Below are 21,238 nucleotides of genomic sequence, written 5' to 3'. Positions count from 1 at the left end.
GGGAGTGATTTCGCACCAGCCGTCGCCACTGGTCGTCCTGGGCTGCCCGGGGCACCGGCGGGTCACCCTGTTCGCCGCCGCGGCCCGGGCCGCCGGCCGGCCGGAGCCCGCCGTGCTGCCCTGGTCCGACCTGCTGCGCGGGCGGTACGAGCTGCCGCCCGGCGCGGTGGTCCGGCTCGACTCGCCCGGCGAGGACCCGGAGGCCGACCGGCTGCTGCGCGGTCCCGTCCTCGGGGCGGGCTACGCCGCGACCCGGGTCGAGGGCGGCCCCGCCTGGTACGCGGGCGTCACCGCGGCCCTGCGCGCGCTGGCCGCCCGGCCCGGGGTGCGCCTGCTCGGCGATCCGGAGGAGATCGCCGTCATGTTCGACAAGCGGCGCACCCACGCCCTGCTGTCCGCCGCCGGGGTGCCGGTGCCGCCCGCGCTGCCCGGCGGGGCCCCCGGCTCGTACGCGGAGCTGCGGGAGCGGCTGGCGGACGCCGGGATGCGGCGGGTGTTCCTCAAGCCGGTGCACGGCTCCTCCGCGTCCGGCGTGGTGGCGCTGGAGTTCGGCCCGCACGGCCGGGTCCAGGCCACCACCTCGGTGGAGCTCGCCCCGGACGGGCTGCACAACTCGCTCGCCGTCCGCCGCTACCGCGGCGCGGCAGAGGTCGCCGAACTGGTCGACCGGCTCGCCCCCGAGGGCCTGCACGTCGAGCGCTGGATCCCCAAGTCCGGCCAGCACGGCCGCGCGGCGGACCTGCGGGTGCTGGTCGTCGGCGGCCGCGCCACCCACGCGGTGGTCCGCACCAGCCGGCACCCCATGACCAATCTCCACCTCGGCGGCGCCCGCGGCGAGACCGCCCTCGCCCGGGCCGCGGCCGGGGCGCACTGGCCCGGGCTCCTCGCCACCGCGGAGGCCGCCGCGAGGTGCTTCCCGCACGCCCCCATGGTCGGCGTCGACCTCCTCCCCCACTCCGACTGGCGCCGCGCCGTGGTCGCCGAGGTCAACGCCTTCGGCGACCTGCTCCCCCACCTCCCCGGCCTCCCCGAGGGCCCGGCCCCGGGCCTGGACACCTACGCGGCCCAACTGGCCTCCCCGGCGTACGAACCGACCGGCTCGGCAGGAACGCCGGGAAGCGACGCCGGGGGCTCGGGGAACGGCGAGCCCGGGTCTGCTGACGGTGCACTGCCGGAGCGCGCATCGGCTTCGGGTTCTGTCACTGCACGCAGCAGCACGGACCTCCGATGGGCTCCGGCCACCAGCAGCACGGACTCGCCGTTCCCCGAGCCCCTGAAGGGGCCACAGCGCAGCACGGACTCGCCGTTCCCCGAGCCCCTGGTTCCGCCTTCCGCAGGGATTCCCGACATGAACGAGGTCGTCGGCTCGCACGACCTGCTGCTGGTCACCCTCGACACGCTGCGCTTCGACGTCGCGGCCGAGCTGCTCGCGGCCGGGCGCCTGCCCAACCTCGCGAAGGTCCTCCCGCCCGCCGGCTGGGAGCGGCGGCACTCGCCGGGGAGCTTCACGTACGCCGCGCACCAGGCGATCCTGGCCGGGTTCCTGCCGACGCCGGCCTCGCCGGACGGGCCGCATCCGCGGCTGTTCGCGGCGCGGTTCGCGGGTTCGGAGACCACCGAGTCGCGGACCTGGGTGTTCGACGCGCCGGACCTGCCGACGGGGCTGGCGCAGGCCGGGTACCGGACGGTGTGCATCGGCGGGGTGGGGTTCTTCAACAAGCAGGGGCCGCTCGGTTCGGTGCTGCCGGGCCTGTTCCAGGAGAGCCACTGGGCGCCGGAGCTGGGCGTGCCGTCGCCGACCTCCTTCGAGTCCCAGGTGGCGGTGGCCGAGCGGGTGGCGGCCGAACAGCCCGCCGGGCAGCCGCTGTTCCTGTTCGTCAACGTCTCGGCGCTGCACCAGCCGAACTGGTTCCACCTGCCGGGCGCGACCCGCGCGGACGGGGACAGCCGGGAGACGCACGCCGCCGCGCTGGAGTACGTGGACGCGCACGTCGGGCGGCTGTTCGCGGCGATGAGCGCCCGCCGCCCGTGCTTCGCGATCGTCTGCTCCGACCACGGCACCGCGTACGGCGAGGACGGCTACACCGGCCACCGGATCGGCCACGAGGTGGTCTGGACCGTCCCGTACGCGCACTTCACCCTTCCCGCCACGCCGCAGGAGCCCCGATGAGCACCATCACCAGCACCGCCACCAGCACCGCCGAGTCCCCGTACCAGAGCTACGTCTACGCGTACCCGCACAAGACGGCGTACCGCCCGCTGCCGGAGCGGCCGCGGCTCGCCGATCTGTGGCGGGGCGAGAAGCAGGACGCGCTGTCGCTGTACCTGCACGTGCCGTTCTGCGAGGTGCGGTGCGGGTTCTGCAACCTGTTCACCCGGATCGGCAGCCCGGAGGGGCTGACCACGGCGTACCTGGACGCGCTGGAGCGGCAGGCCCGGCAGGTGCGGGAGGCGCTGGCGCCGCAGGCGCGGTTCGCGCTGGCGGCCTTCGGCGGCGGGACGCCGACCTACCTGAGCGCGGCCGAGCTGGAGCGGCTGTGCGACATCGCCGAGTCGCGGATGGGGGCGGACCTGCGGGCGGTGCCGCTCTCGGTCGAGGCCTCGCCGGACACCGCGACGGCGGACCGGCTGCGGGTGCTGGCCGAGCGCGGGACGACCCGGCTGAGCCTGGGCGTGCAGTCGTTCCTGGACGGCGAGGCCAGGGCGGCGGTGCGCCCGCAGAAGCGGGCGGCGGTGGAGGCGGCGCTGGGCCGGGTGCGGGACGCCGGGTTCCCGGTGCTGAACATCGACCTGATCTACGGCATCGACGGCCAGACGCCCGCCAGCTGGATCGCGTCGCTGGACGCCGCGCTGGCCTGGCGGCCGGAGGAGCTGTACCTGTACCCGCTGTACGTCCGCCCGCTGACCGGCCTGGGCCGGCACGGGGCCGCCGACGCACCGGCCCCGGAGTGGGACGCCCAGCGGCTGGCGCTGTACCGGGCGGGCCGGGACCACCTGCTGGCCGAGGGGTACGAGCAGGTGTCGATGCGGATGTTCCGCCGGGCCGGCGCGGCCCGGGCGAGCGCGGGCGAGTACGCCTGCCAGACCGACGGCATGGTGGGCCTGGGCTGCGGGGCCCGCTCGTACACCTCGCGGCTGCACTACTCCTTCGACTACGCGGTGGACGCCCGCGAGGTGCGCCGGATCATCGACGACTACGTGGCCGCGCCGGACTTCTCCCGGGCCGAGCTGGGCTGGGCGATGACGGACGAGGAGACCCGCCGCCGCCACCTGGTGCAGTCGCTGCTCCAGGGCGAGGGCGTCGACCTGGCGGCCTACCGGGAGCGCTTCGGCAGCGCCCCGGAGCTGGACTTCCCGGCCGAGCTGGCCGATTTCGCCGCCCGCGGCTGGCTGGCGGCGGACGACCCGGCGCGGCTGCTGCTGAGCCCGGAGGGCCTGGCCTGGTCGGACGCGGTGGGGCCGCGGCTGTTCTCGGCGGCGGTGCGCGCCAACATGGCGGAGTACGAGGCCAAGTGAGCGACCACCTGAGCGTCCTGTACCGGGGCCCGCTGTCCTCCTGCGACTACGACTGCCCGTACTGCCCGTTCGCCAAGCGGCGGGACACCCCGGAGCTGTTGCGGACCGACCGGGCCGCGCTGGAGCGGTTCACGGCCTGGGCGGCGGCGTACCGGCACGGGCGGCTGTCGGTGCTGTTCACGCCGTGGGGCGAGGGGCTGGTGCGCAGCTGGTACCGGCGGGCGATGGTGGAGCTGAGCCGGCTGCCGCACCTGGAGCGGGTGGCGATCCAGACCAACGCGAGCTGCCGGACCGGCTGGCTGGCGGAGGCCGACCTGGCGAAGCTGGCGCTGTGGGTGACGTACCACCCGGGGCAGGTGGGCGAGCAGCGCTTCCTCGCCAAGTGCGCCGAACTCACCGCGCTGGGCGTGCGGTTCAGCGTGGGCGTGGTCGGGCAGCCGGAGCACCTGGCGGCGGCCCGGCGGCTGCGCGCGGCGCTGCCGCCGGGGGTGTACCTGTGGGTGAACGCGGCGGACGGGCTGACCTACACCGACGCCGAGGCCGCCGACTGGGCGGAGCTGGACCCGCTGTTCGGCTACAGCCGCCACCCGCACCGCAGCGCGGGGCTGCCGTGCCGGACGGGCGAGGGCGTGGTGTCGGTGGACGGGGACGGGACGGTGCGCCGCTGCCACTTCGTCCGGCCGCCGCTGGGCAACCTGTACGACGACTCGTACCGGGCGCAACTGCGGCCGCGGGCCTGCCCGTTGGGGTCGTGCGACTGCCACATCGGCTACGTGCACCTGGAGTCGCTGCCGCTGTACGACGTGTTCGCGGGCGGCGTGCTGGAGCGCATCCCGCACGGCTGGTGAGGGATGCGCTCCGACGGCCTCGGACCGGGCGTCAGCTGTTGGTCTTGGGCAGGCCGGGCGGGTTGATCTCGGAGGTCGGCACGGCCTCGTTGTCCAGGCCCCAGCGCTTGAGGACCTGGGCGTACGTGCCGTTCTTGATGGCCTCGTTGAGCGCCTCGTTGAGTGCCTTGACCAGGCCGTTGTCCTTCTTGGTGGTGGCGGCGATCTTGCCGAGCACGGTGTCGCCGGCGCCGGAGTAGGTGCCGATCACCTCGGTCTCGCCGGTCTGCGCGGAGTGGAAGGCGGTGCCCGGGTTGGGGCCGAGCCAGGCGTCGATCCGGCCGGAGCCGAGGGCCAGGTAGTAGTCGGAGGAGTTCTGGTAGTACTTCACGTCGACCGGCTTGAGGCCGTTCTTGACGTCCTGCTCGCTCCAGGCCAGCAGCAGCTTCTCCTGGTTGGTGCCGGAGGAGACGCCGATGGTGTGGCCGGCCACGTCGGCCGGGCCCTTGACCTTCCAGCTGCCGCCCTTCTTGGCCTCGAAGCCGAGGATGTCGAGCCGGTAGGTGGCGAAGTCGTACTTCTCCTTGCGGGCCTCGGTGACGGTGACGTTGGTGAAGGCCGCGTCGTACTTGCCGCTGTCCAGGCCGACGAAGACGTTCTCCCAGGAGACCGGGTCGATCTCGACCTTGAGGCCGAGCACGTCGCCGACCAGGTAGGCGATGTCGGGCTCGGTGCCGATGACGGTCTTGTCGTCGGTGGCGTAGAAGCCCAGCGGCGGGACGGTGCCGACGTTGGCCGCGACCTCGAGGGTGCCTCTTCGGCGGATCTCGTCGGGGACGAGTGCGGCGATCGCGTCGACCTTCGGGGTGGTGATCCGGTTCTGCTCCGGCGTCAGGTTGATCTTGACGCCGTTGGGCGCGGTGCCCTCCTTCTTGGCCCCGAGGTCGGCGGAGGCGTTGTCCGAGGAGCCGCAGGAGGAGAGCAGCAGGGCGGTGACGAGGGCGGCGGCGGCCGGGACGAAGGTGCGGCGGTACACGGACATGAGGACAACTCCTTGCTGGAGGACGGGGGTTCAGAGGACCTTGGCGAGGAAGGCGCGGGTGCGTTCGTGCTGCGGGTCGTCCAGCACCCGGGCGGGCGGGCCCTGTTCGACGACCACGCCGCCGTCGATGAAGACCACGGTGTCGGCGACCTCGCGGGCGAAGCCGATCTCGTGGGTGACCACGATCATGGTGGTGCCGGTGCGGGCCAGGTCCTTGATCACGTCGAGGACCTCGCCGACCAGTTCGGGGTCGAGCGCGGAGGTCGGCTCGTCGAACAGCAGCACCTTGGGTTCCAGGGCGAGCGCCCGGGCGATGGCGACGCGCTGCTGCTGGCCGCCGGAGAGCCGGCGCGGGTACTCGGCGGCCTTGTCGGCGAGGCCGACCCGCTCCAGCAGTTCCAGCGCGCGGGCCCGGGCCTCCTCCTTGGGCACGCCGAGCGCGCCGACCGGGGCCTCGACCAGGTTCTCCAGCACGGTCAGGTGCGGGAACAGGTTGAAGTTCTGGAACACGAAGCCGAGCCGGGTGCGCTGCTTGAGCACCTCGCGCTCGGGCAGTTCGCGCAGCTTGTCGCCGACCTGCCGGTAGCCGATCAGTTCGCCGTCCACCCGGACGTAGCCCTGGTCGAGCTTCTCCAGGTGGTTGACCGCCCGCAGCAGGGTGGACTTGCCGGAGCCGGACGGGCCGAGCACCACCGTGACGGTGCCCTCCCGGACGTCCAGGTCGATGCCGCGGAGCACCTCCAGCCGGCCGAACCGCTTGTGCACGCCGCGTACTTCGACCATCGCGGTGCCGGTGGCGCTCATGCTCGCCTCTCCTGGATCTCGGTCACGGCGGCGCGCAGGCGCTGCCAGGGGGTGGGCGGCGCGGTGCGTTCGCTGCCGCGGGCGAAGTAGCGCTCGACGTAGTACTGGACGAGCGAGAGCGCGGTGGTCAGCAGCACGTACCAGACGGTGGCGACCATCAGCAGCGGCACCACCCGGCCGGTGCGGCCGTAGATCACCTGCACCTGGTAGAAGAGCTCGCCGATCGCCATCACGTAGACGATCGAGGTGCCCTTGAACAGCGAGATGACCTCGTTGGCGGCGTTCGGCAGGATGCCGCGCATGGCCTGCGGCAGCACGATCCGCCAGGCCTGCCGGAACCTCGGGATGCCGAGCGCGGCGGCGGCTTCGAGCTGTCCGGCGTCCACCGCGAGCACCCCGCCGCGGATGATCTCGGCGGCGTACGCGGCCTGGTGCAGGGCCAGGCCGAGGACGGCCGCGCCGAGGGCGCCGAGCAGGTCCATGGTGCCGAAGGAGACGAAGCTCGGGCCGAACGGGACGCCGATCCCGATCCGCTTGTACAGGTAGGCCAGGTTGAACCAGAACACCAGCTGCACGATCAGCGGGATCGAGCGGAACGCCCACACGTACGTCCAGGCGATGGTGCGCAGGATCGGGCTGCCGGAGAGCCGCAGCGCGGCGATCACCGCGCCCAGGGCGAAGCCCAGGACGGTGCCGTAGGCGGTGAGTTGGAGGGTGACGCCGACCGCGCGCAGGATGCTGTCGGAGAACACGAAGGCGCGGAAGGTCGGCCAGTCCCAGCCGGGGTTGACGGCCAGCCCGTGCAGGAACTGGGCGGCCAGCACCAGCGCGGCCAGGCCGGCCACCAGCCGCCAGGGCCTGCGGTGCGGGACGATGGTCAGCCGGCCGTCCGGTTCCGCGGGTGGTCGCAGGGGCAGGGCTTTCTCGGGTGTCACGGCGGTCATCGGGGGCTCCGTGGTCAGGGGTGCTCGGGCGGGTTGATCCGGGACTCGGTGATCGCCGAGTCGGCGGTGCCCCACTTGGCGAGGATCTTCTGGTAGCTGCCGTCCTTGATCAGCCGGTTGACGGCGGCCTGGAAGGCGGGGGTGAGCGGCGAGCCCTTCTTGAACGCGAAACCGACGTCGAGGCGGTGGTACTCGCCGAGGAAGCGGGTCTTCGCGCCGGGCTGATTCGCCTGGTAGCGCAGGCCGTTGATGGTGGACATCACCACGTCCAGGCGGCCCTGCTGGAGGCCGGTGACCACGGCGCCGTTGTCGGAGAACACCTTCACCTCGTACGGCTTCTTGCCGCTCTGGGCGCAGACGTCCTTCTTGGCGTTCAGGGTGGCCTCGAAGGTGGTGCCCGCGCCGGTGCCGATGGTCAGGCCGCAGAGCTGGGCCAGGTCGGTGACGGTGTTCAGCGCGGTGTTGTCGGAGCGCACCGCGAAGCCCTGGCCGTCGTCGATGTAGGTGACGAAGTCGATGGTCTTCAGCCGGGCCTCGGTGACGCCGAAGTTGCCGGTGCCGACGTCGTACTTGCCGCTGCCGAGCGCGGGCAGGATGGTCTCGAACGCGGCGTCCTCGCGCTGCACCCGCACGCCGAGCACCTTGGCGACGGCGGCGACCAGGTCGACGTCCAGCCCGGCGAGCTCGTGCCCGCCCTCGGGGTAGTACGCCCCGGGCGGGGTGCCGACCGCGCCGCCGAGCTTGACCGTGCCGGCCGCCCGCACGTCGGCGGGCAGCAGCGCGGCCGCGGCCTCGTCCTTCTGCACGCCGGACAGCACGTCCTGGCTCGGCTGGATGCCGACCGGCGCGGACTTCGGGGTGGCCGCGGGGTCGGAGCCGCAGCCCGCCAGCGCCAGCGCGGCGGTGGTGGCCAGGGCGAGGGCGGGGAGGTGGCGCTTCATCGGGTCGGTGCCTTTCCGGCCGCCGCGGCGGCCAGGTCTTGCGGGTGCGGGGCTGGTGCGGTCAGGTCGTGCGGGTGCGGGGCCGGTGCGGTCAGGTCCTTCTCGAACGGCAGCGGCCGCCCGTCCCGGGGCCGGGCCCGGACGTCGAACAGCGGGGTGTAGCCGGCCGCCAGGTAGAGGCCCCTGGCCTCGGGCTGGCGCGGCCCGGTGGTGAGGAAGATCCGGTGGTACCCGGCCTGCCGGGCGGCGGACTCCAACTCGGCCAGGACGCGGCGGCCGAGGCCCTGGCGGCGGTGCCCGGCGGCGGTCCACATCCGCTTCACCTCGGCGGTGCCCCCGTCCGCGTGGCGGCGGTAGGCGCCGCCCGCCACCGGTTCGCCGTCGCGCAGCAGCAGGAGCAGCAGGCCGTGCGGCGGGACGAACTCCTCGGCGCCGTAGCGGGCCATCTCCTGCCGGCCGTCGGGGCCGTAGCGGGTGACGTACTCGTGGGTGAGCTCGCGGACCAGCGGTTCGGTGAGCGGGTCGCCGAGGACGGCCCGCTCGACGGTCAGCGCGCTCATGCCGCGGTGGCCGCGGCCCGGGCGGCCCGGGCGGCGTCGCGCTTGGCGACCTCCTCGCGGACGATCGGGATGACGTGCCGGCCGAAGTCGATCGCGTCGCCGACGTGGTCGTAGCCGCGGGCGGAGAGGATGTCCACGCCGAGGTCGTAGTAGTCGAGCAGCGCCTGGGCGACCGTCTCGGGGGTGCCGACCAGGGCGTTGGAGTTGCCGGCGCCGCCGGTGGCGGCGGCGGTCGGGGTCCACAGCGCGCGGTCGTAGCGCTCGCCGGCCTCGGCGATCTCCAGCAGCCGCTGCGAGCCGGCGTTCTCCGGCTGCCCGCCGGTCGTCGGGCGGTGGCGCACCAGGTCGCCGCCCGCCCGGCGGGCCTTGATCGCGGCGACGGTGCGGTGCGCCTTCTCCCAGGCGAGTTCCTCGGTGGGCGCGATGATCGGCCGGAAGGCGACCTGGATCCGCGGGGTGTCGGTGCGCCCGGCGGCCTTCGCGGCGGCCTTCACCAGCTCGATCTGCTCGGCGGTGCGGGCCAGCGGCTCGCCCCACAGCGCGTAGACGTCGGCCTCGGCGCCGCCGGCGGCGAACGCGGCGGGCGAGGAGCCGCCGAAGGAGACGCCCGGCCGGGGCTGCTGGACCGGGAAGACGTCCGAGACGAAGTCGTGGAAGCGGTAGAACTCGCCCTCGTGGTCGAAGGGTTCGCGGCTGGTCCAGGCCTTCTTGACGATGCCGATGTACTCGCGGGTGCGGGCGTAGCGGCGGTCCTTGGGCAGGAAGTCGCCCTCGCGCTGCTGCTCGTGGTCGTTGCCGCCGGTGATGAAGTGCACGGTGAGCCGGCCGTCGCTGATCCGGTCCAGGGTGGCGAAGGTCTTGGCGGCGAAGGTCGGGTACGAGACGTTGGGCCGGTGCGCGAGCAGGATCTGCAACCGGTCGAGCTTGGCGGCGAGGTACGCGGCGGAGGCGGCGGGCTCGGGCGAGCCGGCGCCGTAGGCGAACAGCACCCGGTCCCAGCCGTGGTCCTCGTGGGCGCGGGCCAGCCGCAGCAGGTACTCGCGGTCGAAGGCGTGGGTGGTGCGGGCGGTGGTCTCCGAACCGTCGCCGGTGGCGGCGATTCCGAGGAACTCGACGGGCATGGTGGAGCCTCTTCCGGTGGTGCGGGGCCGCGTCCGGGCAGAGCGGAGGACGCCTCGGCGGGCGGGTGCGGACGGCGGCGGCGGGTGGGGAGGACGGGCGCGGGCGCGTGACGGTGCGCCGGCTCAGGAGCGAGCGGGGAATGCCAGGGGGCGGCAGCGTGCGCCTGTCGATCCGTCCGGACGGACGGCTTCCCGGCCCGCGCAGGGGCGACCGAGGGAGGACTCCCGGTGGGGAGAAGGGCCGGTCAGGCGGCCCGCTGCCGGGTCAGCCGCGACACGCGGCGGACCACACCCGACCGAAGTCGATGTGGCCCCGCGTCACGAGGGCGGGCTGCTCGGCTGTCATGTCGAACAGTTGAGCAGTGCCGCCGACGGCCCGTCAACCCTTCCGTCGGGGACGAAACATCCGCGTCACACCAGCCTCCTTGACAGCCGCCGCTCGCTCACGCGTACGATCGAGGCGGAGCGAGAACTGCCCGGGCCCGGCCGAACTGCCGCCAGGCCCAGCCGCGTTGAGGGACGCGGCGCGCGTGTAGTGACGGCATGCGGCCACCACCCGCCCCGCCGCCCGTTGGAGCCACCATGGCCTCGCCCGCCGCCCCGTCCGCCGGACTCCGGTCCGCCGCACCGCCGCCCGCCGACCCGCCCGCCGACGCACCCGCCGACCCGGCAGCCGCCTCCACCGCCCCGCCGGTGCTGCCGATCGTGCCCCGCCGCCGCCCCGGGCGGTACGTCAGCGGCGGCCTGGCGCTGCTCGCCACCGCCCTGCTGGTGCGCTCGCTGGCCGGGAACCCGGCCTTCGAGTGGCCGGTGGTCGGCAGCTACCTGACCGCCCCGTCGATCCTGCGCGGCCTGCTGCTGACGCTCTGGCTGACCGGCGCGGTGATGGCCCTCGGCTTCGCCCTGGGCACCGCGCTGGCGGTGGCCCGGCTCTCGGGCAACCCGGTGCTGGGGGCCCTCGGCTGGGGCTTCGTGTGGATCTTCCGGGCCACCCCGCTGCTGGTCCAGCTGCTGTTCTGGTTCAACATCGGGGCGCTGTACCCGACGCTGTCGCTGAGCCTGCCGTTCGGCGGCGAGCTGTTCGCGGTGAAGACCGTCAACCTGCTCGGCCCGGTGCTCACCGCCCTGATCGGGCTGACCCTGCACGAGGCCGCGTTCGCCGCCGAGGTGGTGCGCTCCGGCGTCCAGTCGGTCGACCAGGGCCAGCTGGAGGCGGCCGCCTCGCTGGGCCTGGGCCGCGGCCGGGTGCTGCGCCGGATCGTGCTGCCGCAGGCGATGCCGGCGATCCTGCCGCCCGCCGGGAACATGCTGATCGGCACCCTCAAGGGCACCGCGGTGATCAGCGTGCTGGCCGTCCACGACCTGCTGTTCTCCGCCCAGGTGATCTACAACCAGACGTACCAGGTGATCCCGCTGCTGACGGTGGCCACCGTCTGGTACGTCGTGGTGACCAGCGTGCTGTCCGTCGGCCAGTACTACCTGGAGCGGCACTTCGCCCGCGGCACCACCCGCGCCGGGCTGCCGCCGACGCCGTGGCAGCGGGCCCGGGCCCTGCTGGGCCGGCTCCCCTCGCGGCGCGCGGCCGGACGGTGAGCGCGGTGCCCGTACTGGTCGTGATCGGGGCCGGGCCGCGCGGCACCGGCCTGCTGGAGCGGATCGCCGCCAACGCGTCCGAACTGCTGGGCCCGGGCGTCGAGCTGGACGTCCACCTGGTCGACCCGCACCCGCCCGGCGGGGGCCGGATCTGGCGGCACGCGCAGTCCCCGCTGCTGCGGATGAACTCGATGGCCGAGGACGTCACCATGTTCACCGACGAGCGCACCACCATGGACGGCCCGGTCCGCCCCGGCCCCTCGATCGCCGAGTGGGCCGCCGACCCGGCCGCCCACCCCCCGTACCTGCCGCCCGCGGACCGGGAGGTGGCCGCCGAGCTGCGCGCCCTGGCGCCCACCGGCTTCCCGACCCGGCGCGCCCAGGGCGGCTACCTGGACTGGGTGCTGCGCCGGGCCGTCGCCGAACTCCCGGACAACGTACGGCTGTTCGTCCACCGGGACACCGCCCGCCGGATCACCGGCGGCCCGGACGGGCCGCAGCGCGTCCACCTCTCCGACACCGTGCTGCTCGCCGACCGGGTGGTGCTCGCGCTCGGCCACCTGGACTCCGCGCCCGGCCCCGACACCGCCGCCGCCCGGGCCTTCGCCGCCCGCCACGACCGCACCTACCTGCCGCCCTCGTTCACCGCCGACACCGACCTGTCCGGCCTCGCCCCCGGCGAGCACGTGCTGGTCCGCGGCCTCGGCCTGGCCTTCGTCGACCTGGTCGCGCTGCTCACCGAGGGCCGCGGCGGCCGCTTCACCCCGCGCCCCGGCGGCGGCCTGCGCTACCACCCCTCCGGCCGCGAACCGGTGCTGTACGCGGGCTCCCGGCGCGGCGTCCCCTACCACTCCAAGACCGGCTACCGGCTCCAGGGCCCGCCCCCGCCGCTGCCCCGCTACTTCGGCCCCGACCTCGAACTCCCGGACCGGAACCTCGACTTCCGGCGCGACCTGTGGCCCGCGATGGCCAAGGAGATCGGCTTCGGCTACTACCACGAGCTGTTCCACGGCCACCCCGAGCGCACCACCCTGCCCTGGGCGGAGTTCCTCGCCCGCTACGACCGCCACCCCTGGTACAGCCCCGAGCGCGCCGCCCTGGTCGACGCCGCCGTCCCCGACCCCGAGGACCGCCTCGACCTGGAACGCCTGGACCGCCCGCTGGCCGACCTGCGGGTCGGCAGCCCCGCCGAGCTCCAGCAGCACCTGCGCTCCCACCTGCGCGCCGACCTGGCCCGCCGCTCCGACCTGCGCTACAGCGCCGACCTCGGCGCCTTCTACGCCCTGCTCTCGCTCTACGGCCACCTCGTCCACCTGCTGCCCGCCCACCCGCTCACCGCCCGCTCCACCGCCGCCCACCTCGACGGCTGGTGGACCGGCTTCTTCTCCTTCTACGCCTCCGGCCCGCCCGGCTTCCGGCTGGAGCAGCTGCTCGCCCTCTCCGACGCCGGGCTGCTGCACTTCCTCGGCCCCGAACTGGAGGTCGTCCTCGACGAGGAGCACCGCACCTTCCGCGCCTCCTCCCCCGCCCTGCCCGGCCACCAGGTCCACGGCACCGCCCTGGTCGACGCCTTCCTCCCCCGGCACGCCCTGGACCGCACCAACGACCCGCTGCTGCGCCAACTGCTGCGCGAGGGAAGGATCGACGAGGAGCGACTGACCGACCCCGACGGCCACGCCTACCGCTCCGGGCTGCTGCGCACCGACCCCGAGGCCCGGCTGGTCGACCCCTCGCTGGGCGGCCGCCCGCACCCCCGCCGCACCGCCCTCGGCGCGCCCACCACCACCCGCGCCCCGGCCGCCTTCGCCCGCCCGCGCACCGACGCCCCGTCCTTCCGGCAGAACGACGCCGTCGCCCGCCGCCTGCTCACCGAGCTCCAGAAGGAGGACTGACCGCCGCCGCACGACACGTCCACCCGCACCGGATACGCTCCGAGGACCCGAGCCCTCCGGAGAGTCCGCCATGGCCAAGCAGCCCCCGCCCAGCGACCCCGCCCAGGACGCGCCGCACGTCGCACCCCCGGCCCGCGCCGCCGCCGGCCTGCCCGCGATCGGGCACACCCTGCGGATGGCGTCCGAGCAGATGTCGCCGGGCCGGACGCTGGCCACCCTGCGCAGGATCAACCAGCCCGGCGGCTTCGACTGCCCCGGCTGCGCCTGGCCCGAGCCGGACAAGCCGCACCTGGCCGAGTTCTGCGAGAACGGCGCCAAGGCCGTCGCCGAGGAGGCCACCGAGCGCCGGATCACCCCGGCCTTCTTCGCCGAGCACCCGGTGGCCGACCTCGCCGAGCGCTCCGGCTACTGGCTCGGCCAGCAGGGCCGGCTCACCGCGCCGATGCTGCTGGACGAGGGCGCCACCCACTACGCGCCGATCGGCTGGGACGAGGCCGTCGCGCTGATCGCCGGGGAGCTGACCGCGCTCGACTCCCCGGACGAGGCCGCCTTCTACACCTCCGGCCGCACCTCCAACGAGGCTGCCTTCGCGTACCAGCTCCTCGCCCGCAAGCTCGGCACCAACAACCTGCCGGACTGCTCCAACATGTGCCACGAGTCCTCGGGTTCGGCGCTCACCGAGACGCTCGGCGTCGGCAAGGGCAGCGTCTCGCTCAAGGACCTGTACCAGGCCGACCTGATCATCGTCGCGGGCCAGAACCCCGGCACCAACCACCCCCGGATGCTCTCCGCCCTGGAGCGCGCCAAGCGGGCCGGGGCGCGGATCGTCAGCGTCAACCCGCTGCCCGAGGCCGGGCTGGAGCGGTTCAAGAACCCGCAGACCCCGCGCGGCCTGGTCGGCGGCGGCACCAAGCTCACCGACCTGTTCCTGCAGATCCGGCTCGGCGGCGACCTCGCCCTGTTCCGCGCCCTCAACCACCTGCTGCTCACCACCCCGGGCGCCGTCGACGAGGACTTCGTCGCCGAACACTGCGCGGGCTACCCGGAGTTCGCCGCCCAGGCCGCCGAGCTGGACCGGGAGGCCACCCTGCGCGCCACCGGCCTGCCCTGGGCGCAGGTGGCGGAACTGCACCGGATGGTGCTCTCCTCGAAGAAGATCATCGTCTGCTGGGCGATGGGCCTCACCCAGCACAAGCACTCCGTCCCCACCATCCGCGAGGTGGTCAACTTCCTGCTGCTGCGCGGCAACGTGGGCCGCCCCGGCGCCGGCGTCTGCCCCGTCCGCGGGCACAGCAACGTGCAGGGCGACCGCACCATGGGCATCTTCGAGCGCCCCTCCGCGGCCTTCCTGGACGCGCTGGGCCGGGAGTTCGGCTTCGAGCCGCCGCGCGCGCACGGCCACGACACCGTCGACACCATCCGGGCGATGCGCGACGGCCGGGTGAAGGTGTTCTTCGCGATGGGCGGCAACTTCGTCTCCGCGAGCCCCGACACCGGCGCCACCGAGGCCGCGATGCGCCGCTGCCGGCTCACCGTGCACGTCTCCACCAAGCTCAACCGCTCGCACGTGGTCACCGGCGCCCGCGCCCTGATCCTGCCCACCCTGGGCCGCACCGACCGCGACCTGACCGCCGCCGGGCAGCAGTTCGTCAGCGTCGAGGACTCCATGGGCATGGTGCACTCCTCCCGCGGCGGCCTGCGCCCGCCCGCGCCGGGCCTGCTCTCCGAGGTCGCCATCGTCACCCGGCTGGCCCGCGCCGTCCTCGGCCCCCAGGACCCCACCCCCTGGGAGGAGTTCGCCCTCGACTACGACCGGATCCGCGAACGCATCGCCCGGGTCGTCCCCGGCTTCGACGACTACAACGCCAGGGTCCGGCGCCCCGGCGGCTTCGCCCTCCCGCACGCCCCGCGCGACAGCCGCACCTTCCCCACCGCCACCGGGAAGGCCAACTTCACCGTCAACCCGCTGACCGCCCCCGACGTCCCGGCCGGCCGGCTGCTGCTCCAGACGCTGCGCTCGCACGACCAGTACAACACCACCGTCTACGGCCTGGACGACCGCTACCGCGGCATCACCGGCGGCCGCCGCGTCGTCCTGGTCAACCCTGCCGACGCCGCCGAACTCGGCCTGGCCGAGGGGCAGTTCGTCGACCTGGTGAGCGAGTGGACCGACGGCAGCGAGCGCCGCGCCCCGCACTTCCGGGTGGTCCACTACCCCGTCGCCCGCGGCGGCGCGGCCGCCTACTACCCGGAGACCAACGTCCTGGTGCCGCTCGACTCCACGGCCGACATCAGCAACACCCCGACCTCCAAGTCCGTCCTGGTCCGCTTCGAGGCGGAGGCCCGAGGGGCCTGAACCCCGGCCCGCCGCGCGGCGGCGGGCCGGGCGGGCGCTCAGCCCGCCGACCGGCTCCCCGACGGGGACGCCGGGTCGGTGCCGCTGGGCGCCACCGACCCGCTGGGCGTCCCGCCGCCGCTCGCGCTCGCCGAGGCCGGGCCCGAGCTCGAACCTGAGCCGCTCGGCGAACCCGAGCCGTTCGGCGAACCCGAGCCGTTCGGCGAGGCGGAGCCGGAGCCGGAGCCGGAGCCGGAGGCCGACTCCGAGGGCGCCGTGGGCAGGCCGGGCCACGTCGGGACGGCCGGGCTGCCCGACGGGTTCGGCAGGGTGGGCGTGGCGGGCGCGCCGGGCGTGGACGTCGGCGACGCGGACGCGGGCGGGCTCGGGAGCGTCGAGGGCTTGGCCGGCTGGATCTTCGTCTCGCCCACCTTGACGTCGGGCACCTTCCACTCGCCGCCCGCCTCGTCGGCCGCGCCGTCCCCGTCCGGGCGCACCGCGCCCAGGATCGGCATGGCGCCGACCTGCGAGATCTTCACCACGTCACCGGTGTGCGGGGCCTGGACGATCAGGCCGCCGCCGATGTACATGCCGATGTGCGTCGCGCCGCCGTAGTAGACGATCAGGTCGCCGGGGCGGATCTGGTTCAGCGGGACGTGCTTGAGCTGCGCCCACTGCTCCTGGCTGGTGCGCGGGATGGCCAGCCCGGCGTGCAGCCAGGCCTGCGAGGTGAGGCCGGAGCAGTCGAACACGTCCGGTCCGGCGCCGCCCCAGACGTAGTCCTTGCCGAGCTGCTGGAGCGCCCAGGCGACCGCCTTGCGGCCCGTCGCCGAGGGCGTCCGCTCGCCCTTGCCGAGCGCCCCGGAGGCGAGGAAGGCGAGTTGGGCCTCGTTGGCCTGCTGCTTCTCCAGTTCGGCCAGTTCCTCGCGCTGGGCGCCGGTGAGCGAGCCGACCAGCTGCTCCACCGCGGCCAGCTTGCCGGCCACGTCGTTCTTGGCCTTCTCCTGGTCGGCGGCCAGCGCGGTGGCCTCGTCGAGCGCCTGCTGGGCGGAGGTCCGCAGCGCGGTGAGGGTGTCCCGGTCGGCCTTGAGCCGGTCCAGGAACTCCTTCTGCGAGCGCCCGGCGGAGTGCAGCAGCTCGGCGATCACCACGGCCTCGTACGGGTTCTCGGCCATCAGCAGGTCGGCGTACCCGGATATCTGGCTGTTGCGGTACTGCGCGGCGGCGAGCTGGGCGGCCAGGTCGGTGCCGGCGTCGACGGCCTCCTGCTGCTGCCCGGCCCGGGTGTTGAGGTCGTCGACGGTGGCCTGCTGCTCGGCGAGCGCGGCGACGGTGCCGTTGTACTTCTCGGTGGCGGTCTCGGCCTGCTGGTACAGCTCGTGCAGCTGGTCGAGCAGCGGCCCGAGGGTGCGCTTGGCGTCGGCCAGCGGGTCGGCCCCGGCGGAGACGGTCGGGGTGCCCGGGTCGGGCGCCGCGTACGCGGCCGAGGCGAAGAACGGCAGGGTGAGCGCGGCGGCGGCGAGCACCGCTCCGCAGCGCAGCGCAGCGCGCACCCACGGCCGCAGGCCGGTCGATTCGGTCCGCTGCCCAGCCCCCATCGGCCGGCCTCCCCTGATTGTCCGTCGGCGATCGGACCGATCCTGCCACGCGGACCCCTGTTCGGGGCAGATGGTTTCCGGGCCGCCCGGTGAATTCTCATCCACCGCCGGGTGTGAGAACCGTCTCACCCGGGGCGCCACCTGCACGGAAACCGGCCGTCCCGGCAACTCCCGCGCCACGAACGGAACCGCTGCTCCGCTCCCAGTTAACCTCCCGTTCACCATCGCTTCCTACCTTCACCGAGGACAGCAACGTCAGTCCGACCACTACGACGATTGTTTGGGTATGGAACACATCACGTTCCTGGTGGCCGTTGTGATCATCACGGCGCTCGCCTTCGACTTCACCAACGGCTTCCACGACACGGCCAACGCGATGGCCACCTCCATCGCGACCGGCGCGCTCAAGCCCAAGGTCGCCGTCGCCATCGCGGCGGTGCTGAACTTCGCCGGTGCCTTCCTCTCCGTGAAGGTCGCCACCACCATCTCGGGCGGCCTGGTCAACGAGAAGGCCGGACTGCAGCCCTCGATCATCTTCGCCGCCCTGGTCGGCGCGATCCTGTGGAACCTGCTGACCTGGCTCAAGGGCCTGCCCTCGTCCTCCTCGCACGCCCTGTACGGCGGCCTGATCGGCGCCACCGTGGTCGGCACCGGCCTGCACGGCGTGAACTTCACCACCGTGGTCGCCAAGATCCTGATCCCGGCGGTCGCCTCGCCGATCATCGCGGGCCTGGCCTCCTGGGGCGCCACCAAGCTGGCCTACCTGATCACCCGGGGCGCCCCGAAGGAGGGCACCGAGAAGGGCTTCCGCCGGGGCCAGGTCTTCTCGTCCTCGCTGATCTCGCTCGCGCATGGCACCAACGACGCGCAGAAGACGATGGGCATCATCACGCTGACCCTGATCTCGGCCGGCGCGCTGGACAAGGGCGACGGCCCGCCGGTCTGGGTGATCGTCAGCGCCGGTCTGGCCATCGCGCTGGGCACCTACATGGGCGGCTGGCGGATCATCCGCTCGATGGGCTCCGGCCTGGCCGACATCCGGCCCCCGCAGGGCTTCTCCTCGGAGACCGCGGCCGCGACGGTGATCCTGACCTCCTCGCACATGGGCTACGGCCTGTCCACCACCCAGGTCTGCTCCGGCGGCATCATGGGCGCGGGCCTGGGCGGCCCGTCCGGCAAGCTGCGCTGGGGCATGGTCCGCCGGATGGTCTCCACCTGGGGCCTGACCCTGCCGGCCGCCGCCGTGGTCTCCGGCCTGGCCGCGCTGGTCGCCGACCGCGGCAACTGGGGCGTGGCCCTGGTGGGCCTGGCGCTGGTGGTGGGCTCCGGTTCGATGTGGCTGATCTCGCGCCGCCAGCCGGTGCACGCGGACAACGTCAACGCGGCGGAGGCGGCCCCCGTGACCGTCGAGCTGCCCGCCCCCGCCGCGCCGACCACCCTCGCGGCCTGAGAGGAACCCCCGCCATGAACATCAAGTGGGCCGCACTGGCCGAGACCGCGGGCGTCAGCCTGCTCGTGACCGTCGCCGTGGTCGTGGTCTTCGCGCTCGGCAACCTCGCCCTGTCCCGCCGGGAGGCCGCCGTCACGGCGGGCACCGGCCGGGGCGTCCCCGCCCTGGTCGCCGCGGGCTTCTGCTTCGCGGCCTGCGCCGCCGTGGTGCTGTACGGCATCTCGCTGATCGCCGCGAAGTAGCACCGCGCGCCGCACCGCAGCACCGCGCACGACACGGGCGCCGCGCACGACGAAGGGCCCCCGCCGGGACGGCGGGGGCCCTTCTCGCATGTCGTCGGCCGCGGCGGCGGCCGGTCAGTCGGCGACCAGCTCCGCGGGCTCGGCCGCGGCGGGGGCGGCGGGGCGCTCCTCGTTGGAGGTGCGCAGCGGCACCTCGCGGATGAACAGCACCAGCAGGAAGCCCACCACCGCGAACGGCGCGGCGATCAGGAAGACGGTGCCCACGCCGTGCCCGAAGGCGTCGGTGACCAGCGGGACGACCTGCGCGGGCAGCTTCTTGAGGTCCGGGATGCCGTCGCCGCCCGCGCCGGAGGCGGGGATGCCGGCCTTGGCGAAGTTCTCCGCCGTGTAGCTGGCGACCTTGTGCCCGAGCAGCGCGCCGAGCGCGGAGACGCCCATCGCGCCGCCCATGGTGCGGAAGAAGGTGACGGTGGAGCTGGCGGCGCCGAGCTCGTGGCGCGGCACCGTGTTCTGCACCGCGAGCACCAGGTTCTGGCTGGTCAGGCCGAGGCCGATGCCGGCCAGCAGCATGTAGAGGGCGAGCAGCCCGTACGCGGTGTCGGCCCGGGCGGTGCCCATCAGGCCGAGACCGGCGGCGAGCAGCACGGTGCCGGCGACCAGGAAGCCCTTCCACTTGCCGTACTTGGTGATCAGCTTGCCGGCCACCGTGGAGGAGACCGCCAGGCCGAAGATCATCGGCAGGGTGAGCAGACCGGCCTGGGTGGGGGTCTTCTCCTTGGCGAGCTGGAAGTACTGGCCGAGGAAGGTGGTGGTGCCGTACATGCCGACGCCGACGAAGGCGCTGGCCAGCGCGGCGAGCGCGACGGTGCGGTGGCGGAACAGGTCGAGCGGGATCAGCGGCTCGGCGGCGCGCTTCTCGACCAGCACGAACAGGCCGGCCAGCGCCAGGCCGCCGAGCACCATGACGGCGGTCTGCCAGGAGGCCCAGTCGTAGTTCTTGCCGGCCAGCGAGATCCAGATCATCAGCAGGCTGACCGAGGCGGTGATCAGCGTCGCGCCCAGGTAGTCGATCTTCGGCTTGCGGGTGGCGACCTCGGGGAGCTTGAGGGTGCGCTGCAGCACCAGGATGGCGACCAGCGCGAACGGGACGCCGACGTAGAAGCACCAGCGCCAGCCGAGCCAGGAGGTGTCCACGATGACGCCGCCGATCAGCGGGCCGCCGATGGTGGCGAGCGCGAAGACGGCGCCGAAGTAGCCGCTGTAGCGGCCGCGCTCGCGCGGCGGGACCATCGCGGCCAGACAGATCTGGCCGAGCGCGATGACGCCGCCGGCGCCGATGCCCTGGAGCACCCGGCAGAAGATCAGCATGCCGATGCTCTGCGACAGGCCGGCCAGCGCCGAGGAGAGGACGTAGATCACCATGGCGATCTGGACCAGCAGCTTCTTGCTGACCAGGTCGGAGAGCTTGCCCCAGAGCGGGGTCGCGGCGGTGATCGACAGCAGCGCGGCGGTGACCACCCAGGTGTACGCGGACTCACCGCCGTGCAGGTCGGTGAGGATCCGCGGCAGGGCGTTGGAGACCACCGTGGAGGAGAGCACGGCCACGAACAGGCCGAGCAGCAGGCCCGAGAGGGCTTCGAGTACTTGACGGTGGGACATCCGGTCCTGCGCGTCCGGGAGGGTCGACGACATGCGTTTCCTTCGACTGAAATTTCGTTGCCTCAAGCAACTATACGTGGATAGTTGACTGAGGCAACTTTCTTCAAGCCCAGGTAAAGAAACCCTCCCGACCGGTCGGCTCAGACCCCCTCGGTCAGCTCGTTGAACCGCTCCAGCAGCCGGGCGAACTGCTCCAGCTCCGACAGCTCCCAGCCGGACAGCGACTTCCGGAAACGCGCCATCCGCTCCTCCCGGGCCGCCGCGAACCGCCGCTCGCCCTCCTCGGTCAGCGACACCAGCGAGGCCCGCCGGTCCAGCGGGTCGGTCTCCCGCCGCAGCAGCCCCAGCTCCTCGATCGCCCGGATCTGCCGGCTCACGGTGGCCTTGCCCACCCCGAAGTGCAGCCCCACGTCGGTCACCCGGGCCCGCCCGGACTCGCGGATGAACCCGAGCAGCACGTACGCCCCGGCCTCCAGCCCGGGGTGCACCAGCCGGGAGACCTCGGCCGCCCGCGCCCGGCTGCGCCGGAACAGCGTCGCCACCTCCCGCTCGACCGCGAGGAACGCCGGCTCCGCGGGGCCCGGCCCGCCCAGGGGGTCACTCATGGCGGACAGTATCGCGCAGCCCGCGCCTCCCCCGGCGCGCAACCGCTTCGTGGTACGAAGTACCGGTTTGGGTGCTTCCGGCACCTTCGCCCCCGTACCTCCACCGAAG

At 73.8% G+C, this 21,238-nt stretch carries 17 protein-coding genes and 1 pseudogene; 9 read left to right on the top strand and 9 right to left on the bottom strand.

What is annotated here, in order from left to right; all coding sequences use genetic code 11:
- Positions 1-4: 4 nt before the first annotated feature.
- From HUT16_RS22955 to HUT16_RS22940, 4 genes and pseudogenes are all read left to right on the top strand, one after another.
- Positions 5-1,078: pseudogene (locus tag HUT16_RS22955) on the top strand (STM4014 family protein); the annotation flags it as partial.
- Between the two features lie 270 nt (positions 1,079-1,348).
- Positions 1,349-2,170, top strand: a complete 822-nt coding sequence (locus HUT16_RS22950) for an STM4013/SEN3800 family hydrolase (RefSeq protein ID WP_176192818.1) — start codon at positions 1,349-1,351, stop codon at positions 2,168-2,170.
- Positions 2,167-3,516, top strand: coding sequence for an STM4012 family radical SAM protein (locus HUT16_RS22945; RefSeq protein WP_176189979.1), 1,350 nt, complete (start codon positions 2,167-2,169; stop codon positions 3,514-3,516). Before HUT16_RS22950 ends, HUT16_RS22945 begins: the two co-directional genes overlap by 4 nt.
- Positions 3,513-4,364 carry an STM4011 family radical SAM protein gene (locus tag HUT16_RS22940; protein ID WP_176189978.1) on the top strand — a complete coding sequence of 284 codons (852 nt, stop codon included), beginning with the start codon at positions 3,513-3,515 and terminating at the stop codon, positions 4,362-4,364. Before HUT16_RS22945 ends, HUT16_RS22940 begins: the two co-directional genes overlap by 4 nt.
- 31 nt (positions 4,365-4,395) lie before the next feature.
- Here HUT16_RS22940 and HUT16_RS22935 read toward each other — a convergent pair whose 3' ends face one another.
- From HUT16_RS22935 to HUT16_RS22910, 6 genes are read right to left on the bottom strand one after another with little or no spacing between them, the layout of a single operon-like run.
- Complete coding sequence (locus tag HUT16_RS22935) at positions 4,396-5,385, bottom strand: ABC transporter substrate-binding protein (RefSeq protein ID WP_176189977.1); 990 nt, start codon at positions 5,383-5,385, stop codon at positions 4,396-4,398.
- Positions 5,386-5,415: 30 nt separating this feature from the next.
- Positions 5,416-6,189: an amino acid ABC transporter ATP-binding protein gene (locus HUT16_RS22930; protein WP_303392091.1), complete on the bottom strand. Its 774-nt coding sequence runs from the start codon at positions 6,187-6,189 to the stop codon at positions 5,416-5,418.
- Complete coding sequence (locus HUT16_RS22925) at positions 6,186-7,133, bottom strand: amino acid ABC transporter permease (protein ID WP_176189976.1); 948 nt, start codon at positions 7,131-7,133, stop codon at positions 6,186-6,188. Before HUT16_RS22925 ends, HUT16_RS22930 begins: the two co-directional genes overlap by 4 nt.
- 14 nt (positions 7,134-7,147) lie before the next feature.
- Entirely contained in the window at positions 7,148-8,074 is a 927-nt protein-coding gene (locus HUT16_RS22920; protein WP_176189975.1) for an ABC transporter substrate-binding protein, read from the bottom strand.
- Positions 8,071-8,634, bottom strand: coding sequence for a GNAT family N-acetyltransferase (locus tag HUT16_RS22915; protein ID WP_176189974.1), 564 nt, complete (start codon positions 8,632-8,634; stop codon positions 8,071-8,073). Before HUT16_RS22915 ends, HUT16_RS22920 begins: the two co-directional genes overlap by 4 nt.
- Positions 8,631-9,755 carry an LLM class flavin-dependent oxidoreductase gene (locus HUT16_RS22910; protein ID WP_176189973.1) on the bottom strand — a complete coding sequence of 375 codons (1,125 nt, stop codon included), beginning with the start codon at positions 9,753-9,755 and terminating at the stop codon, positions 8,631-8,633. The genes HUT16_RS22915 and HUT16_RS22910 overlap by 4 nt, the downstream gene beginning before the upstream one ends.
- A 582-nt stretch (positions 9,756-10,337) precedes the next feature.
- Here HUT16_RS22910 and HUT16_RS22905 point away from each other — a divergent pair.
- The 3 genes from HUT16_RS22905 to HUT16_RS22895 all read left to right on the top strand — a co-directional run bounded on the left by HUT16_RS22905 (position 10,338) and on the right by HUT16_RS22895 (position 15,596).
- Positions 10,338-11,348, top strand: a complete 1,011-nt coding sequence (locus HUT16_RS22905; protein WP_176189972.1) for an amino acid ABC transporter permease — start codon at positions 10,338-10,340, stop codon at positions 11,346-11,348.
- Positions 11,349-11,353: 5 nt separating this feature from the next.
- Positions 11,354-13,240 (top strand): FAD/NAD(P)-binding domain-containing protein, encoded by a 1,887-nt coding sequence (locus HUT16_RS22900; protein WP_176189971.1) that lies wholly within the window; start codon positions 11,354-11,356, stop codon positions 13,238-13,240.
- A gap of 70 nt (positions 13,241-13,310) precedes the next feature.
- On the top strand, positions 13,311-15,596 hold the full coding sequence (locus HUT16_RS22895; RefSeq protein WP_176189970.1) for an FdhF/YdeP family oxidoreductase: 2,286 nt from the start codon (positions 13,311-13,313) through the stop codon (positions 15,594-15,596).
- A gap of 38 nt (positions 15,597-15,634) precedes the next feature.
- Here HUT16_RS22895 and HUT16_RS22890 read toward each other — a convergent pair whose 3' ends face one another.
- A complete protein-coding gene (locus HUT16_RS22890; RefSeq protein WP_176189969.1) occupies positions 15,635-17,173 on the bottom strand; it encodes an NlpC/P60 family protein in 1,539 nt (512 codons plus the stop codon).
- Between the two features lie 286 nt (positions 17,174-17,459).
- On the opposite strand from HUT16_RS22890, the gene HUT16_RS22885 reads away from it, so the two are divergent.
- Positions 17,460-18,623 (top strand): inorganic phosphate transporter, encoded by a 1,164-nt coding sequence (locus HUT16_RS22885; RefSeq protein WP_176189968.1) that lies wholly within the window; start codon positions 17,460-17,462, stop codon positions 18,621-18,623.
- Positions 18,624-18,637: 14 nt separating this feature from the next.
- Positions 18,638-18,865 (top strand): hypothetical protein, encoded by a 228-nt coding sequence (locus tag HUT16_RS22880; protein WP_176189967.1) that lies wholly within the window; start codon positions 18,638-18,640, stop codon positions 18,863-18,865.
- Between the two features lie 114 nt (positions 18,866-18,979).
- On the opposite strand, the gene HUT16_RS22875 is transcribed toward HUT16_RS22880, so the two are convergent.
- The gene (locus HUT16_RS22875) at positions 18,980-20,557 is read right to left on the bottom strand and encodes an MDR family MFS transporter (protein WP_254897946.1); all 1,578 of its coding nucleotides are present in this window, start codon (positions 20,555-20,557) and stop codon (positions 18,980-18,982) included.
- A gap of 107 nt (positions 20,558-20,664) precedes the next feature.
- The gene (locus HUT16_RS22870) at positions 20,665-21,129 is read right to left on the bottom strand and encodes a MarR family winged helix-turn-helix transcriptional regulator (RefSeq protein WP_176189965.1); all 465 of its coding nucleotides are present in this window, start codon (positions 21,127-21,129) and stop codon (positions 20,665-20,667) included.
- Positions 21,130-21,238 lie beyond the last annotated feature (109 nt).

Source organism: Kitasatospora sp. NA04385 (assembly GCF_013364235.1).
Lineage (GTDB): Bacteria > Actinomycetota > Actinomycetes > Streptomycetales > Streptomycetaceae > Kitasatospora.
This window is presented reverse-complemented; position numbering and strand designations above follow the sequence as displayed.